General features: G+C 68.7%; 9 protein-coding genes. All 9 read left to right on the top strand.

Annotation, left to right across the window (positions count from 1 at the left end; genetic code table 11):
- Positions 1-229 precede the first annotated feature (229 nt).
- On the top strand, positions 230-6328 hold the full coding sequence (locus tag NGB94_RS13405; RefSeq protein WP_325791158.1) for an Ig-like domain-containing protein: 6099 nt from the start codon (positions 230-232) through the stop codon (positions 6326-6328).
- Between the two features lie 46 nt (positions 6329-6374).
- Positions 6375-7346 carry a MoxR family ATPase gene (locus tag NGB94_RS13400; protein WP_325791157.1) on the top strand — a complete coding sequence of 324 codons (972 nt, stop codon included), beginning with the start codon at positions 6375-6377 and terminating at the stop codon, positions 7344-7346.
- A 10-nt stretch (positions 7347-7356) separates the two neighbouring features.
- Entirely contained in the window at positions 7357-8556 is a 1200-nt protein-coding gene (locus NGB94_RS13395) for a DUF58 domain-containing protein (protein ID WP_325791156.1), read from the top strand.
- The gene (locus NGB94_RS13390) at positions 8553-11030 is read left to right on the top strand and encodes a transglutaminase-like domain-containing protein (protein ID WP_325791155.1); all 2478 of its coding nucleotides are present in this window, start codon (positions 8553-8555) and stop codon (positions 11028-11030) included. Before NGB94_RS13395 ends, NGB94_RS13390 begins: the two co-directional genes overlap by 4 nt.
- Before the next feature lie 56 nt (positions 11031-11086).
- Complete coding sequence (locus NGB94_RS13385) at positions 11087-11944, top strand: PP2C family serine/threonine-protein phosphatase (RefSeq protein ID WP_325791153.1); 858 nt, start codon at positions 11087-11089, stop codon at positions 11942-11944.
- On the top strand, positions 11910-13523 hold the full coding sequence (locus tag NGB94_RS13380; protein WP_325791152.1) for an FHA domain-containing protein: 1614 nt from the start codon (positions 11910-11912) through the stop codon (positions 13521-13523). Before NGB94_RS13385 ends, NGB94_RS13380 begins: the two co-directional genes overlap by 35 nt.
- Complete coding sequence (locus NGB94_RS13375; RefSeq protein ID WP_325791151.1) at positions 13520-15139, top strand: serine/threonine-protein kinase; 1620 nt, start codon at positions 13520-13522, stop codon at positions 15137-15139. The genes NGB94_RS13380 and NGB94_RS13375 overlap by 4 nt, the downstream gene beginning before the upstream one ends.
- A gap of 146 nt (positions 15140-15285) precedes the next feature.
- Positions 15286-15990, top strand: a complete 705-nt coding sequence (locus NGB94_RS13370; RefSeq protein ID WP_325791150.1) for a hypothetical protein — start codon at positions 15286-15288, stop codon at positions 15988-15990.
- A gap of 57 nt (positions 15991-16047) precedes the next feature.
- Positions 16048-17058: an RDD family protein gene (locus NGB94_RS13365; protein ID WP_325791149.1), complete on the top strand. Its 1011-nt coding sequence runs from the start codon at positions 16048-16050 to the stop codon at positions 17056-17058.
- Positions 17059-17122: the final 64 nt, after the last annotated feature.

The following is a 17122-nucleotide window of genomic DNA, read 5'->3' as shown; positions in this document are numbered from 1 at the left end:
ACGCCGCCCGCCCGCCGCACCCCGCCCGGCCCCCGCAACCTGCGCGACTCCCGCCCCCGCCGGTAACGATTTGGGCAGGAAGATTAGCAATATGGCACACTAGGTCCGTCTGCCTGCCGTTCTGCTGCCGCCGTGCGACTGGACACCGCATATCTACCGGCGCTGAAGAACCGGCACGGCTATTGGGGAATGCAACAGGGGGAACTACGTGTCAGCATTGAGGGGGGCTGTGCCTGCGCGTCTGCGTACGCACCGGAAAGCCATCTCGGCCGGCTCCGCCGTGGCAGCAGCCGCAGCGCTGGTGGCGACGGCCATCCTGTATCCCGGATTCGCCCGCGCGGACGTGGACCTCAACGACGGCGGCGTATGGGTCACCAACCAGACCCAGGGCATGGTTGGCCACCTAAACTACCCCTCCCGGATGCTCGACGGCGCCTACGCAGCGAACAGCGACAGGTTCGACCTCAGCCAGCATGAGGGCGCCGTCTTCCACGCCAACACTGACCAGTCCAAGGTTTCCCCGGTGGATGTCGCCAACGTGGCGCGCGGCACCGAGGTCCAGCTTCCGGCGTCGGCGGTTCTCAGCCAGGGCGGCAGCGCCGTGGCCGTTACCGATCCCGCAGCCGGAAATGTCTGGCTGACCAGCACCGGGTCCCTTCCATTCTTCAGCGATACCGAGCTTGAACCTGCCGTTGAAAACGCACCCGGCGCCGCTGCCGGCGTTTCCCCGGAGGGAACGGCTGTGGTGGCTGACCCGCGCGGCGGCCGGATCTACAGTTTTGAGGTTGCCGATGACGGCAGCTACGGCGACCCGCTGATCACCGACGCCGAGGAACTGAAAGGATTCGGCGATGTGCAGGTCGCCGCTGTGGGAAACAAGGCAGTGGTCTTCGACGCCGAGTCGGGCACCATGGTGCTGCCCGGCGGCCGCACCGTGGAGTTCGATGACACCCGCGGGGCCAGGCTGCAGGACTCCGGCCCCGGCGCTGACTCCGTGGCCCTCGCCACCTCAAACGCGCTCATCGAGCAGCCACTGAACGGATCTGCTGCAACCGTTACCGAAATAGCCGGAGGCGGCACACCCGCGCCTCCCGTTCTGGTGGACGGCTGCGTGCACGCCGCCTGGTCCGGTGCCGGGTCCTATGTGCGGAACTGCGCGCAGGAGGCCGACAACCTCCGCGAGGACATCCCCGGAATCGGAGCGTCCTCGGACCTGGTTTTCCGCGTCAACCGCTCAGTGGTGGTGCTCAATGACATCAACGGCGGCAACGTGTGGCTGGTGCTGGAGAACATGCAGCTCGTGGACAACTGGGGCGACGTTATTCCGCCCAAGCAGGACTCCAGCGACGACGAAGAGGAATCCGCCAGCGAGAACCCGGTCAACACGCTCCCGGACCGTACCGGGGAGAACCGTCCGCCGGTGGCTTCCGATGACCGCTTCGGCGTCCGGGCCGGCCGCACCACCATCCTGAACGTCCTGGACAACGACACCGACCCGGACGGTGACCTGCTGACCGTTACGCCCACGGGCGAGCAGCCGGCCGCGGGCGTGGTCCAGGAAATCTACAACGGGGCCGGGCTCCAGGTAGTGGTTCCCGCCGATGCCTCCGGCACCAGCACGTTCACCTACGAGGTCAGTGACGGCCGGGGCGGAACCGCTTCCGCCACGGCTACCATCCAGGTCCGAGGCGCAGGCGAGAACGCTCCGCCCGAACCCCGGCGCTCAACCCGCATCCTGGTGGAAGAGGGCAAGTCCGTCAGCCAGAACATCCTTAATGACTGGATGGACCCCGACGGCGATGACCTGGTCCTGCTCTCTGCCGAGCCAACCGCCGACGGCGACCAGGTGCGCAGCCGCTCCGACGGGCTGCTGACCTTCCGCGACATCGGCAAGACCCAGGGCGTGAAGGACGTGGCGGTTACCGTTTCGGACGGCACGGAGACGGCAACCGGAACCGTGACCTTCGACGTCCGCCCGGCCGGTGTGCTCCCGCCGGTAACCAACTTCGACCACTTCACCGCCACGGTCGGCGAAGCCGTCACCCTTTATCCGCTGCAGAATGACCTGGATCCGGCCGGCGGACAGCTCAGCCTGGCCCGGGTGGACCCGGAGGACGACGACGGTTCGGAGCTGGTACCGAACTATGAAACGGGAGCTGTTTCCTTTACTCCCGCGGCGGCGTCGACCTACTACCTTGAATACCTGGTGACGAACGGGCCGCAGAGTGCCGCGGGCCTGATCCGCGTTGATGCTGCAGAGTCCGGGCGGCAGGGCGCACCAGTGGCGGTCCGCGACGTGGCCCTGCTTCCCCGGGGCGGAAGCGTGCTCGTGGATGTGCTGGGCAACGACACCGATCCCACCGGAGGGGTGCTGGTGGTCCAGTCCGTGAACACCGGTGCGAGTTCGCCGCTGGACGTGGAGGTGCTGGACCACAACATTCTGCAGATCCACGACGTCCGGGGCATGCAGCAGCAGGGAGCCATCCGCTACACCGTCTCCAACGGCACGGCCAGCGCCAGCGGCGAGGTGAGCGTGCTGCCGGTGGAACCGCCGGAAACACTGCTGCCGCCCGCAGCCTCGGCGGATACTGCCACGGTGCGGGTCGGGGACGTCGTGGACATCGCCGTCCTCGAAAACGACACCTCGCCGACCGGCGATGAACTGACCCTCAACCCCGTGCTGCCGCAGGGTGTTGACCCTGCAGACGGACAGCTCTTCGTCTCGGAGAACACGCTCCGCTTTGTTGCGGGCGAGACGGCTAAAACCGTGTACGCCATCTACGAGGTCCGCGACTCCACCGGCCAGAGCGACTCGGCGCAGGTGCGGATCAACATCCTGCCCCGGGACGACGAGAAGAATACGCCGCCGGTTCCGCGGAACCTGGAGGGACGGGCAATCGCCGGGACCACTGTGCGCATACCGGTGCCCCTGAACGGGCTCGACTCGGACGGCGACTCGGTCTTCCTGGACGGAATCGCTGCCGCCCCCGCACAGGGCGCCGCGGTTCCCGGCCCTGACTACATCGACTACACGGCCTCCGCCTCGGGAGCAGGCACCGACTCCTTCACCTATACCGTCCGGGACCGGCTGGGGCTGGTGAACTCCGGCACCGTGCGGGTGGGCATTGCCCCGGCAGCGGAGGCAAACCAGAAACCGGTGGCAGTGAACGACGCCGTCAGCGTGCGTCCCGGGCGGGAGGTTGCTGTACCGGTCCTGGCCAACGATTCAGACCCCGACGGCGATCCGCTTTCCCTGGACCCGGACGGCGTGACCAGCCAGGAAGAATCGATGGACGCCCGCGCCGACGGACCCCGCGTTCGCTTCACCGTGCCGGCGGAGGCAGGCACCTACAACGTCCGCTACACCGTGAAGGACAACCGGGGCGGCTCCGCGAACGGCAACGTCGCCGTCGTCTCCGATCCGAACGCTGAACTGCTGGCCCCCATCGCCCGCGATGACCGGGTGGAGGTTTCCGAGATCCGGGGCCGGACCGCCGTGGATGCTGCGGTGCTGGAGAACGATGAGGATCCGGACGGCGTAGCCGAGGACCTGCAGGTTTCAGTAGACCCCTCCCGTACCACTGCGTCCGTGGTGGGAGACAGCGTGCGGGTGGAACTGACAGAGGAAGCCCAGGCCATTCCCTACACCGTCCAGGACATGGACGGCGGGACCGCGACGGCGGTGCTCTGGGTTCCCGGCCTGAGCGCCCAGTATCCGACGCTGGCCAGCAGCGCCGTCCAGGAAGTCCAGGCCGGGGACACCCTGGACCTGGAACTGGGGGACCTCGTGGAAGTGCGCGAGGGCAGGACACCCCGGATCACCGAGACCGCCAAGGTCAGCGCGATCGGTTCCTCCAACCGGGACACCTGGGTCGCGGACGAGGACACCCTGGCCTACACCGCTGACGAGGACTACTCAGGCCTGGGCGCGATCACCTTCGAAGTCACTGACGGCTCGGGCCCGGATGACCCGGAGGGGCTCAAGGCGACCCTCACCGTCCTGATCAATGTGACGCCGCTCCCCGAACAGAATCTTCCCCCGGTCATGAACCCGGGCTCGCTGGAGGCAGCGAAGGGCGAGGAAGCAGTCAGGCTTGACCTGGCGCCGCTCGCCACCGACCCGAACCCGGAAGACGACGGACGCCTGAGCTTCGCCCTGGCCGGTCCGGTCCCGGAAGGCTTCGAGGCACGGCTTTCCGGAACCGTCCTGGAGGTCGCAGCTGCCGACGGCGCCGCCGTCGGCACCCTGGGCCAGCTCGCCGTCACCGTCACGGACGGGCGCAGCGACCCGGTGCCGGGCCGCGTTGACCTTACGGTGCTCGCGTCCACCAGGCCGCTGCCGGTCGCCGCCGACGATTCAGTGGACGACGCCGTCCAGGGCCGCCCGGTCACCGTGGACGTACTTGCCAACGACGACAATCCGTTCCCGGACACCCCGCTGCGGATCCTGGAAGCAACCGCTGACGGCAACGGTACGGCCGTGGTGCAGGGCGATTCGATCGTGGTCACCCCGGACGCCGACTTTGTCGGAAGCATGAGCGTGCAGTACCGGGTGGAGGACAAGACCGGGCAGGCGGACCGCCAGGCTTCGGCACAGATCAGGCTTTCCGTGCAGGGGCGCCCCGACGCGCCGTCCACTCCGGTGGTGGAAAGCACGCGCAGCCGCACGGTGGTCCTCGCCTGGGACCCGCCGGCCGCCAACGGGTCTCCCATCACCGGTTACACCGTCACCGGCAGCAGCGGTTTCACCCAGCAATGCCCGGCCACTACCTGCACCCTGACCGGACTGACGAACAACGTGGAGTACACGTTCGCGGTGACGGCCACGAACGCCAACGGAACCTCGGACCCGTCACCCCAGTCCGCTGCCGCCCGCCCGGACACCCAGCCGGCCCAGCCCGCCCCGCCGAGCCTTGCCTTCGGTGACCGGCAGCTGGACATCACCTGGACAGCTCCGGCCAACGACGGCTCGCCGATCGAAAGCTACGACCTGCAGATCTCTCCGGCGCCGCCGGGCGGCGCGTCACAGAAAACCGTTCCGGCGTCCATGACCCGGACCACCTGGACCGGCCTGGCGAACGGCACCAGCTACCGGGTGCGGGTCCAGGCACGCAACGCGGCCCCGGAACCGTCCGGGTTCAGCGACTACTCGTCTCCTGAGATTCCCGCCGGTGTGCCGGGAGTGCCCGGGACGCCGACGACGGCGAAAGCCAGTTCCGTCGGCGTCCAGAGCCAGCTGACGGTGGACTGGCCCGACGCCGCTGCCAACGGTGCGGACGTTACCGCCTACGAGCTGCGCGAATACCGCGGCTCCACCCTCGTACGCACCCTGGAGGCCGGTGCTGCTTCGAACATGACGGTGCGGGTGGACAACTCGGAACAGAACTACTCCTACGCCGTCCGTGCCTATAACAAGGCCGGCTGGAGCAGCTGGGGACAGGCCTCCGCGCCGCGCCGCGCCGTTGGCGTTCCGGATGCTCCCGCAGCTCCGTCCCTGGCAGCATCGCGCACCGGGGCCGAGGGACGTGCCGTCACAATTACCTTCACCCCGCTTGCACCCGGCGCCCGCAACGGCGCCCGGGCAGAGGAAATCAGCTACCGCGCAAGCTTCAGCGACGGCCGTTCAATGATGGTCATCAGCGGCCAGGAAATCACCGGCTTCAGCAACGGGGCCACGATCACTGCTCGGCTGACAGCCGTCGTGAATTCCGACGGTTCTTCCTACGACAGTGCCGCCTCTGCGGCGTCGGGCGGCGTCAAAGTATTCGGCAGCCCCGGCACGCCGTCGGCGTCGGGATCCAATGGCGGGCAGGGAAGCCGCACGGCCACTCTTTCCTGGGGCCCGCCCAACCAGAACGCGCACGACGTCGCGCAGGTCCAGATCTCCGTCAACGGCGGCGGCTGGGAGAACGTGGGAGTCTCCGGCAGCCGCAGTGTCGGCAATGGATACGAGCAGACGGTAAGCATCCGGGTCCGGGTGCTGAACTCGCAGGGCACCGCCGGCGGAATCGCGGAAGCCTCCGCGCGGACCGGCAGCGAACCGCCGCCGGCCACCTGGACGCTGACCGTGGGCAACCAGCTGGGAGGCGACCGCCGCACCTGCATGGACCCCGTGGGCAGCACCAACTTCGTGGGCGGCAATTGCGTTGGCGGTCACTGGGCGTACACCAATGACCGGATCGAGACCCGCTGCTATATCGTGCGCAGCAGCGGAGAAGTCTGGTACCGCCAGCACTCCGGTCCGAACGCCAGCAACAACGGCCTGCACATCAAGGGCATCCATACCAGCTTCGGCTTCAACCCGCCCGGCGGGATGGGCCGATGCTGAACCCGCTTCGAAACACTCCATCCGCACCACCTAGGGGAACACCACCATGTCCATGACCGAAGAACAGGCCGCCTGGTTCGCTGAGACCTTCGCCAAGCTGGTCACCAACGTTGGCCAGGCAGTGCTGGGCAAGCCGCAGGCCGTGCGGCTGATCCTCACTTCCATGCTGGCCGAAGGACATGTGCTGCTCGAAGACGCCCCCGGCACGGGCAAGACCATGCTGGCCCGCGCCCTGGCCGCCACGGTGCAGGGAACCACCTCCCGCATCCAGTTCACCCCGGACCTGCTGCCGTCGGACGTCACCGGCATCACCATTTACGACCAGAAGACCCAGGCCTTCGAATTCCACCGCGGACCGATCTTCGCCAACGTGGTGCTGGCGGATGAAATCAACCGTGCCTCGCCCAAGACCCAGTCGGCCCTGCTGGAAGTCATGGAAGAATCACGCGTCACCGTGGACGGCACCACCTACACGCAGGAGCGCCCCTTCATGGTGATCGCGACGCAGAACCCGATCGAGCAGGCCGGCACCTACCGCCTGCCGGAGGCGCAGCTGGACCGGTTCCTGATCAAGACGTCCATGGGATATCCGGATCACGCCGCCACCGTGGAACTGCTCGCCGGATCCGCCACGCGGGACCGCTCCGCTGCGCTGACTGCCGTCATCACGTCCGCCGCCGTTCGGGACATGGCCGACCTGGCGGCGACCGTGCACACCGACACTGCCGTGCTCGAGTACATTGCGCACCTGACCGCTGCCACCCGGGAAGCGCCTGAAACCCGGCTGGGCGTCAGCGTCCGAGGCGCCCTTGCCATGGTCCGTGCCGCCAAGGTGTGGGCCGCGGCAGAGGGGCGCAACTACGTGCTGCCCGACGACGTGCTCACGCTGGCACCCAGCGTCTTCACCCACCGGCTCGTCATGGACCCCGAAGCAGAGTTCGCCGGCGCCACCGCCTCTGCCGTCCTGGACCAGGTGCTCGCCTCCACCGCAGCGCCGCAGCAGCGCGTGAACGCCTAGGAACACCCGCGTGCCCAGTTTCCCCCGGATCCCCGCTGCCTTTCTCCGTGCCCCGGCAACGGCTGCCGCCGGCGTCACGCCGCTCGGCTGGACAATGGCAGCCCTGGCCGGCGCGTGCTGGCTGGCCGGGGGACTGCTGGGGTGGCAGGAGGCGCTGATCGCGGCGCTGGCTCTGTCGCTGGTGTTTGCCGCCGCCGTCGTCTTTGTCCTGGGGCGCCAGGCCTACTCCGTGCGCCTGGACCTGGCCCGTACCCGGGTGGCAGTGGGGGACGACGCCGTCGGATCCCTGACAGTCGGCAATCCCGGTGCGCGGCTGCTGCTCCCGGCCCTGCTGGAACTTCCCGTAGGCGCTGCCACCGCAGTCTTCGAACTGCCGCGCATGGCTCCGGGGGAGGAGCACGAGGAACTGTTCCGGATTCCAACCCAGAAACGGGCAGTGATTGTGGTGGGGCCGGTGGAATCGGTGCGCCGGGATCCCTTTGGCCTGCTTGGACGGCGGCTGCGGTGGACGGACCCGGTGGACCTGTTTGTCCATCCCCGGACCGTGAACCTGCAGGGATCGGCCACCGGGTTCATCAAGGACCTGGAAGGCCTGCCAACCCGTGACCTGAGCACCGCGGACGTTTCGTTCCATGCACTGCGCGAGTACGTTCCCGGGGACGACCGGCGGCACATCCACTGGAAAACCACCGCCCGGACCGGCACCCTGATGGTCCGTCAGTTTGAGGAGACCCGGCGATCCCATCTGGCCGTTGCCCTTTCAGCACGCGGTGCAGACTACGGCTCCGAGCAGGAATTTGAGCTGGCCGTCTCCGCTGCCGGTTCCCTGGGCCTGCAGGCCCTCCGGGAGCAGCGGGACCTGAGCATGCTGACCCAGGACGGTCTGCTGCGCAGCGGGAGCGGGACCATTCTGCTGGACGGAATGACGCGGCTTGAAACTGCTGACCGGAGGGAAGGAATCCGGGACCTCGCGGCGCTCACGGCTGACACCGTGCCCAACGCGTCCGTGGTCATCCTGGTGACCGGCTCCGTGCCCGGCGCCGGTGAACTGCGCTCAGCGGCTGCGGCGATCCCGCCGGGCATCCGAACCCTTGCAGTCCGGTGCGTCGAGGGTGAGGCTCCGGGCCGGCGGGACATCGCCGACCTCACGGTGCTGACCTGCGGCAGCCTCGATGACCTGCCGGCACTGATCCGAAAGGGCACGGCGTGAGCACTCAGGCACCCCTCCGGCCGCGGGAACGGCACCGCCCGCGCAGCACCAAACCGGCAGGTACCTGGCTTCCGGGTCCCGGCATGCTCCGGCGTGGGCTGGAGGCCGCGGCCCTGGGGCTGCTGCTGTTTGCCGGCGTGCTGGGCTTCGGCCCGAGCTTCGGCGGAGACCCCCGCTACCTCGCTGCCGGGCTGGGCGGCATCATCCTTGGACTGGCCCTGGCCGCGCTGGCTGCTGCCCGCCGGTGGGGCACCTGGACCACCGCCGGAGCCGCTGGCGGCACCTACCTCCTCCTGGGATCCGCGCTGGCAGCACCCGTCGAAGCTGCAGCCGGGGTCCTTCCCACCCCTGCATCACTCCGGGTGCTGGCCCAGGGTCTCGTTTTCGCGTGGAAAGACCTGCTGACCGTTGCCCCGCCTGTGGGCACCGCGGGCGGCATGCTGGTGGTTCCGTTCCTGCTCAGCCTGCTCACAGCGCTGGCCGCCGGTCTGCTGGCCTGGCGGGTCCGGGGCGCGTACTGGCCGGCTCTTCCCGTGCTGGCCCTGTTCGCCGCCGGGATTGCCTTCGGCACCAAGGACGCGCCGCTGCCCGGACTGCGTGCCCTGCTGCTCGCTGCCGGATTGCTGGTTTTTCTCTCCTACCGGCGGGCCCGGGTGCAGTCAGCCGCCGCGGCACCACAGGCGGCCCTGAGTTCGGCCCCGGCCAAGGCGGCCCGGCTGCGCCGCCGGATTTACGGCGGTGCAGTGATAGCCGCAGCCGCAGCTGTCTCTCTGGCGGCAGCGCCGCTGCTGGGAACCGATCTGGACCGCAAAGTCCTCCGTGACACCGTTGAACCGCCCGTCGACCTTTTTAATTTTCCCAGCCCGCTCACCGACTTCCGCCGTTATGTGAAGGACAACTCGGACACCACGCTGTTCACCGTCCAGGGACTGCCCGAGGGCCAGCGGGTCCGTCTCGCGGCGATGGACGCTTATGACGGGGTGGTGTACAACGTCAGCGGCGAGGCTGCCGGCGGGTTTGCCCGGGTGGGAGACGCCGGGGCACTTGGCGGCGGCGCAGACAACGGAACAGCCGCGGCTCTCCGGTTCGAGATCCGGGACTACAGCGGAGCGTGGCTGCCCTCCGGGGGTGAGGTCCATGCCCTGAGCCCCGGCGGTGACCGCGCCCGGGAGATCGCGGCCGGCCTCTACCACGACGCCGGAACCAGCACGATGCTCTCCACCTCCGGTGTGCGTTCGGGCGACAGCTATGAAATGGCTGTCAGTTTCCCGGAGGAGTACGACGACGCGCAGCTGGCCCAGTACGGCTTCGCCCAGACCGCCATGCCGCGCCTGCAGCAGGATCCGCCAATCATCGGGGCCAAGGCAGCGGAGTTCGCCGGCGAGGAAACCACCCCCATCCAGCGGGTCCGGCAGCTGCAGCAAATCCTGGCTACGGAGGGCTACTTCAGCAACGGCAAGGACGGCCAGACGCCCTCCCTCCCCGGACACGGCGCCGCCCGGATGGTTGGCCTGCTCGACGCCGAGCAGATGGTGGGCGACGACGAGCAGTATGCCGTGGCCATGGCGCTCATGGCCCGGAAACTGGGGATTCCGGCACGCGTGGTGATGGGCTTCTACCCGGACTGGGAGGAGCTGGACGGGACACCCGGGAGGATCGACATTACCGGCGACGACGTCCATGCCTGGGTGGAAGTGGAGTTTGAACGCGTCGGCTGGGTTCCTTTCTTCCCCACGCCGGATGAGGACAATGAACCCGTCCCGCCGCAGCAGCAGCCCAAGTCCACCCCCAAGCCGCAGGTGCTGCAGCCGCCGCCCCCGCCCCAGGAACCGGCTGAGCTGCCGCCGGACACGGCAGCGGATCCGCAGGACGCCGACGAAAAGGACGAGGACCTCTGGGAGAGTGTCTCAGGCTTCCTGCGCATCCTTGGACTTGCGTCGCTGCCCCTCGTGGTCCTGTTCGGGCCGCTGCTGGCCATCCTGCTGCTCAAGCGACGGCTGCGTACCAGGCGCCGCACCTCCGGCGGTACGGCACAGCAGGTAGCCGGCGGCTGGCGGGAAGTGCTGGGTGCTGCCGCCGATCTGGGGGTAGCCGTCACCGGCCGCCGGACCCGCAGGCAGGACGCCGCCGCCCTGGGCCGGGCTTTCCCCTCGGGCGCTGCCGCAACGGCGGCACTGGCCCGGCGTGCCGACGCAGGAGTCTTCGGACCCGGCGATCCGTCGGAGGACGAGGTGCGTGCCTACTGGGAGGACGTGGACAAAGTCCGCACGTCCCTGACGGGCACCGCCGGGTTCTGGCAGCGCCAGCGGGCCCGGTATTCGCTGCGTTCACTGCGCCTTGAATCCAGGCTCGCAGCGCGGTCCCCGGGAGCACTGGGCCGGAAGGCGGAACTGAGCCGAAGGCTGCGGCGTACGGCAACGAAAGTGACCCGCCGCACCGGCGCTGCTCAAGACCCCCAAGGTCCGTTAGGGTAATGAAGAGAACAGGTAAGACAGATCACTACAGTGAGCAGCTTCCGGATAGGGCGTGAATGAACTCCGACGAAAAGACATCTGAGCCCCTGGAACTCGAAGCGGTCTTTGGCTATGCCTCGGACCGCGGGCTGCGGCGGGAGCTGAACGAAGACTCGCTGATTGCGGCAGACCCCGTGTTTGCCGTGGCTGACGGCATGGGCGGGCATGAGGCCGGTGAAATTGCGAGCAGCATCTGCGTCCGCACCCTTGGCGATTCCCGGCTGGTGGGTGAACACCTGCCCGAGGTTCCTGCAGCCGAGATCGAGGAACTGCTGGCCAAGGCAGACAGCCAGATCCGCGAAGCCACTGGCGGCCGTGCCGGCACCACCCTGACCGGTGCGGTGCTGGTCCAGGAAGAATCCCGCCCCTACTGGCTGGTCTTCAACGTCGGCGACTCACGGACCTACCGGCTCTCCCAAGGAGCGCTGGAACAGATCACTGTGGACCACAGCGAAGTGCAGGAACTGGTTGACCTGGGCCAGATCACTCCGGACGAGGCCCTGGTCCACCCCCGCCGCCACGTGGTGACCCGGGCCCTGGGCACGGGCAGCGACACCAATGCGGATTTCTGGCTCATCCCGGTGGAGCCGGGGGACAGGCTGATGGTCTGTTCCGACGGACTCACCGGCGAGGTGAGCGACGGGCACATCTTCCAGATCCTCTCCTCGGTGGCCAATCCCCAGGACGCGTGTGCCGCCCTCGTGCAGGCAGCCCTGCGCGCCGGAGGACGCGACAACATCACCGTGCTGGTCATTGACGCGCACTCCGGGTCCGTAAACCCCGATTCCGGCGCCATCACGCTGCCTGGACTAACAGCGCCGGATACGGCAGCCAGCCAGGATGCGGCGGGGGAACCGGCAGGAAACGGACAGTGACCGGCTGATGGACGGACTGCGGTATAGGCAGGACCCCGGGGCAGCCTGGCTGGTGCTGTTGCGCGGCACCCGGGCAGTGCTGCTGCCGGCTGACAGCAGCCAGGAACGGGTGGATACAGTGTGGGCCTCCCTGCAGGGCAGCGCACCGCTGGAGGAAGTGTTCGACGCCGTCACCGGCGGGCTTGCAGGCTCATTGAGCCGGCTGCCGTCCTTTGGGCTTGTCTCGGTGGACGACCAGGTCAACGTGCTCCTGCGCGGACCGCTGGAACTTGAGATCGACGGTGTTCCGGCTGGTTCGGGCCGCAACCTGCGTACCTGGAGCGAGCAGGTCCTCCCGCCTTCGGGCAGGCTTATTCTGCGCGCTGCCGCCCCGCAGGATGAACCGAACCATCCGTCGGTGCCGCTGCTGCAGCTGCGCGAGGGCATGGCTGCCGTCCGGGAGATCGAGATGGACCTGAATGCCGTACCGGGTACCGCGTCCGTGCCGTCCGGCACTGCGGCCCGCCCGGTTCCAGAGCCGGCAGACATTCCACCGGCACCTGTGCAGCCGCCGCCCGCGCCCGCTGCGCCTCCCGCGGCCGCCGAGCCGCCCGCGCCTGTCGAACCTGCCGCGCCTGCCGATTCGCCCACGCCTGCCGAATCGCCGGTTCAGGCTGACCCGCCCGCGGAGGCTGGGCCTGCCCTGCTTCCCGGCACCCCGGCAACCCCCGCCCCGGCGGACGTCGAAGAAGGCACCGAACCCGCACCAGGCCCCGACCTGAGTGCGGCCGTTCCGTGGCTGAACCTCACACCCCCTCCGCTGTCTCCGGACACCGCAGCCGCTGCCGGCGAACCGGAAGCCGGCGGCGTCCCGGACAGCGGCGAGCCCACCGAGACCCTCCCTCCCGTGGACCACGACGGCCATACGGTGATGGGGTTCAGGGCCCAGCCCGGAACCGCGCTGCCGGGAACCCCGACGCCGGGTCCATCCGTTCCGGCAGCCCAAGACAGTTCAGCCCAGGACAGTTCAGTCCAGGACCGCGCAGGGGAAGCCGACGACGACGGCGAGACGATTCGCTCCGCCCCCGCAGTGCCGCCCGCCGGAACCCCTTCGGCCGGAGCCGCATGCGGCCCTGAGACCGGCCCCACCGTGCTGGCCCGTACCTGCCCGCAGGGCCACATAAACCCGCCCACATCATCCGCCTGCCGTTTCTGCGGGGCGGAACTATCCGGGGGCCCGCAGCCGGCCGCCCGGCCAAGCCTGGGCGTCATGCGGCTTTCCACCGGCGCGGTGTATGAGCTGGACCGGAACATCGTCATTGGGCGCCAGCCCTCGGCGTCGCGCGTCGCCGGAGCAGCCCTGCCGCGGATGGTGCAGGTTCCCAGCGACAGCGGGGACATCTCCCGTTCCCACGCTGAAGTCCGGCTGGAAGGCTGGCACGTGATGCTCCGCGACCTGTTCTCGACGAACGGCACGGTGCTGATCCGGGAAGGCTCCCTGCCCCGCCGGCTGGCGCAGGGCGAAGCCGCGATCCTGCTGGACGGTGACATCGCGGAACTGGGCGACGGCATCACGCTTCGTTTCGAAGGGCTCGCATGAAAAAGCGGCCCCCCGCGCCGCCGCCCCGGATTCCGGGATTCCGTTTCCTGGAACACCTGGGTTCGGGCGGTTTCGCCGATGTGTACCTCTACGAACAGGACCGTCCGCGCCGCCGGGTGGCTGTAAAGGTCCTGCTGTCGGACCTCCGCGGGGAGGCTTCAAGGGCGGGTTTTGAGGCGGAGGCGAACCTCATGGCCCAGCTCTCCACCCACCCGTACATCGTCACTATCTATGAAGCAGACACCACAGCAGAGGGCCGCTCCTACCTGGCCATGGAATACTGCTCGCGCCCCAGCCTTGACGCCAGGTACCGCCAGGGCGGCCTGCCGCTGGCGGAGGTGCTCGCCGTCGGAATTCAGGTCGCCTCCGCGGTGGAGACCGCCCACCGGGCCGGGATTGCCCACCGGGATATCAAACCGGCGAACATCCTCACCACGGACTACAACCGGCCCGCGCTGACCGACTTCGGCATCTCCGGCACCATGGACAGCGACGAGGACGGCGACGTCGGAATGTCCATACCCTGGTCCCCGCCTGAAGCCTTGTCCGGCGCCCGCGTTGACGGAATCCGCGCGGATGTCTATTCACTGGGCGCCACGCTCTACACGCTGCTGGCCGGGCGGTCCCCGTACCTGCGTCCCGGCCGCAGCAACGCCCCGCGAGACCTGGTGGCCCGGATCATTTCGGAACAGCTGCGCCCCACCGGACGCAGCGATGTGCCGGAATCCCTGGAACTGGCCCTGGCAACGGCGATGGCAAAGAGCCCGGAGTCCCGGTATTCGTCTGCTTATGCCTTCGCGCTGGCGCTGCAGCGGATCCAGGCCGAGCTCAATCTGGCAGTCACCGAATTCGCGGTGCTGGACGAGGCCGGGCGCCAGGAAGCGGCAGGGGACGACGGCGACCGCACCCGTGTGCGGCGGATCGTCTCCATCGACCCGGCTGCAACCACCTTTCCGCCCACCCTGCGGCGTGGCGGGAATCTGGTGCCGCCTATGCACGCGGACGCAGGGGACGACGCCGAAGGGACGGTCCTGCGGGCACCGGCCGACGCATCGTCTGTGCTCGTACCGCATGGTCCAGGCTCCGGATCGGGGACCGCAGAGCCTTCATCCGGAGCCGGTCCGCAGCCGGCGGTAACAGGCGGGGCGCCGGCATTGGCCGAAACCGAGAGCGCATCCGGCACTGCCCCGGACGCCGGACGGAAGCGGATCCGGCGGGGACGCATCCTGGCCGGAGCCGCAGGCGCAGCACTGGCTGCAGCAGCCGTGGCGGCACTGGTGCTGGCCCCCGACCCGGCTCCCCGCCGTGACGCTGCTGCACCGTCCCAGCCGCCGTCGAACGCACTGGGCGGGCTGGAAGGCTCGGTGGCACCGCCGTCGGACCTTGCCGGTGTGCAGGAAGCGGGAGAAGCAGTGTTCACCTGGAAGAACCCGGAGCCTCAGGAGGGAGACATCTTCCTCTGGCGCAGCGTGACTGCCACGAGCAAGGGCGAGCTGGTGCGCACGTCGCAGGCGGAGGCGGTGCTGCCGGCCGCAGGCACCCAGACATGCATTGAAGTCCAGGTTGCCAGGGCCAACGGAAGGGCGTCCGAACCGGCTGCAGCCTGCACCGGATAAGGTGCCGTCACCGCCGTGGGGGCGGCGGTGCGGGGATGAGTTGACGATGGGACATAATAAGCCTCTGAGGAGCGCCAACGCCGCGCTGCTCGGGCAAGGCTCCCGCTGCGCGCCACGCGCCGGAGCCGCTACGAAGGAGGGGGATCTTGGGGGATCTGGCGATTGACTTTAGCGGGGAATGGTACGAGCCCGGGGACGGAACCGTGTTCCGGATCGGGCGCGAGGGGGACCTCGCGATTGATGACAACCCGTACCTGCACCGGCAGTTCCTGACGATTTCGCAGGAGCACGGAATCTGGTGGCTGACAAACATCGGCAGCCGGATCTCCGCAACCATCTCCGACTCCAAGGGCGGCATGCAGGCCTGGGTATCCCCGGGTGCGCGCATCCCCCTGGTGTTCGAACAGACGCGAATCATTTTTACCGCGGGGCCGACCACCTATGAATTCGACGTCCACCTGAAGACCCCGGCGTTCCGGCCGGACCCGCTGGACGGTGCCGGATCCGGGGAGACTACCATCGGACCGGTGATGTTCACCGACTCGCAGCGCGCCGTCATCGTGGCGCTGGCCGAACCCATGCTGCGCCGGGACGGCACGGGTTACAGTGCCCTCCCTACCTCTGCCGACGCTGCGGCGAGGCTTGGCTGGTCGCAGACAAGGTTCAACCGCAAGCTGGACAACGTGTGCGACAAGCTGGACCGGGTGGGAGTCGCAGGCCTGCGCGGCGGGCCGGGGAAACTGGCAGTGAACCGGAGGGCCCGGCTGGTGGAGCACGCCGTGACGTCCCAGCTGGTAACGACAGCGGACCTTGTCCTGCTGGACCAGGTCTCCGCGGAATCCGACGCATAGGTTCGGCGGCGCTCCCCGGGGTGCGCGTTGAGAAGAGAAGCTAGGAACGAAGAGGCAATGGTAACCAACCCGAATCTTGTGAACGCCACCGCCGGCCAGCGGCTTGCTGCCCGGGCCGTGGACAGCGTGCCCCTGCTGGTCCTGGTGCTCGTGGCAGTGCTGGTTCCGGGACAGCCGGCCCTGTTGCTCTGCGCAGCCGGTGCTGTGGGATACCTCGCCTGGCTCTGGCTCTGGGAAGCCGGAAGCGGGCAGACACCCGGCAACCGCGTGATGGATCTGCGGACCGTGAACGACGACGGGCTGGCTCCGGGCATCGGGGCTGTCCTGGTCCGGAACCTGCTGCTGGTGGCCTCCGCTGTGACCGTGGTGGGACCGTGGATCCTGACGGTTTCCAACCTCTGGGACCATCCCACCCGCCGGCAGGGCTGGCATGACAAGGTTGCCCGCACCCTGGTAGTGGATGTCCGGGCAGGCCGGAATCCTCTGCTGACAGGAGGTCGCTGGGCAGGCGGTACGGCTCCCGGGCCGGCCCCGGCTGACGACCCCGGTGCCGGTGGACCTGCTGCCGGCTGGGTGCCGCGGGCAGCTGACCCGGCGCCTGCAGCGCCGTCGGCCGCTGCTCCGATCAGCAGTGTCCCTGGAGTGCGGGCAGCGACCGCCGTCCAGCCTGAGGCAAACGCTCCCGCCGCGGAAGACGAAGAGGATGTTGAGCTCACGCGGGTTGTCTCCCGCGGCCAGGGAACCGGCTGCCGCCTGGTGTTCGACGACGGCGCGGCCGTCCGCGTCACCGGAACCGCGCTGCTGGGCCGCAATCCTGCTCCCGCCATTGGCGAGAAGGTCAACCAGCTGATCGACTTCGCAGATATGGGCCGGTCCGTGTCCAAGACGCACCTGCATCTGCAGGCGGACGGTTCAACCGGGCTCTGGATCACGGACCGGGGCTCCACCAACGGCAGCTCCATCGTGGCTCCCGACGGCCGCCACGAGGCCCTCGCCGCGCACAGTCCCGTGCTCGCGCCGTCGGGCAGCACCGTCTACTTCGGGGACCGTCACTTCACCGTCGGCTGACCTAGGGAGGCGTTTCGCCGCCCCTTAGACACCTCGCTCGTTCCTCGCTCGGCGATGCGGGGCT

Source organism: Arthrobacter koreensis, assembly GCF_035792275.1.
Taxonomy (GTDB): domain Bacteria; phylum Actinomycetota; class Actinomycetes; order Actinomycetales; family Micrococcaceae; genus Arthrobacter_B; species Arthrobacter_B koreensis_A.
The sequence above is the reverse complement of the archived record's forward strand: the minus strand, read 5'-3'. Positions and strand labels throughout refer to the sequence as shown.

Coding starts and splice junctions, on each gene's coding strand:
- NGB94_RS13380 (WP_325791152.1), top strand. CDS start 11,910: ATGCGGCGGGGGAACCGGCAGGAAACGGACAGTGACCGGCTGATGGAC.
- NGB94_RS13365 (WP_325791149.1), top strand. CDS start 16,048: ATGGTAACCAACCCGAATCTTGTGAACGCCACCGCCGGCCAGCGGCTT.
- NGB94_RS13400 (WP_325791157.1), top strand. CDS start 6,375: ATGTCCATGACCGAAGAACAGGCCGCCTGGTTCGCTGAGACCTTCGCC.
- NGB94_RS13385 (WP_325791153.1), top strand. CDS start 11,087: ATGAACTCCGACGAAAAGACATCTGAGCCCCTGGAACTCGAAGCGGTC.
- NGB94_RS13375 (WP_325791151.1), top strand. CDS start 13,520: ATGAAAAAGCGGCCCCCCGCGCCGCCGCCCCGGATTCCGGGATTCCGT.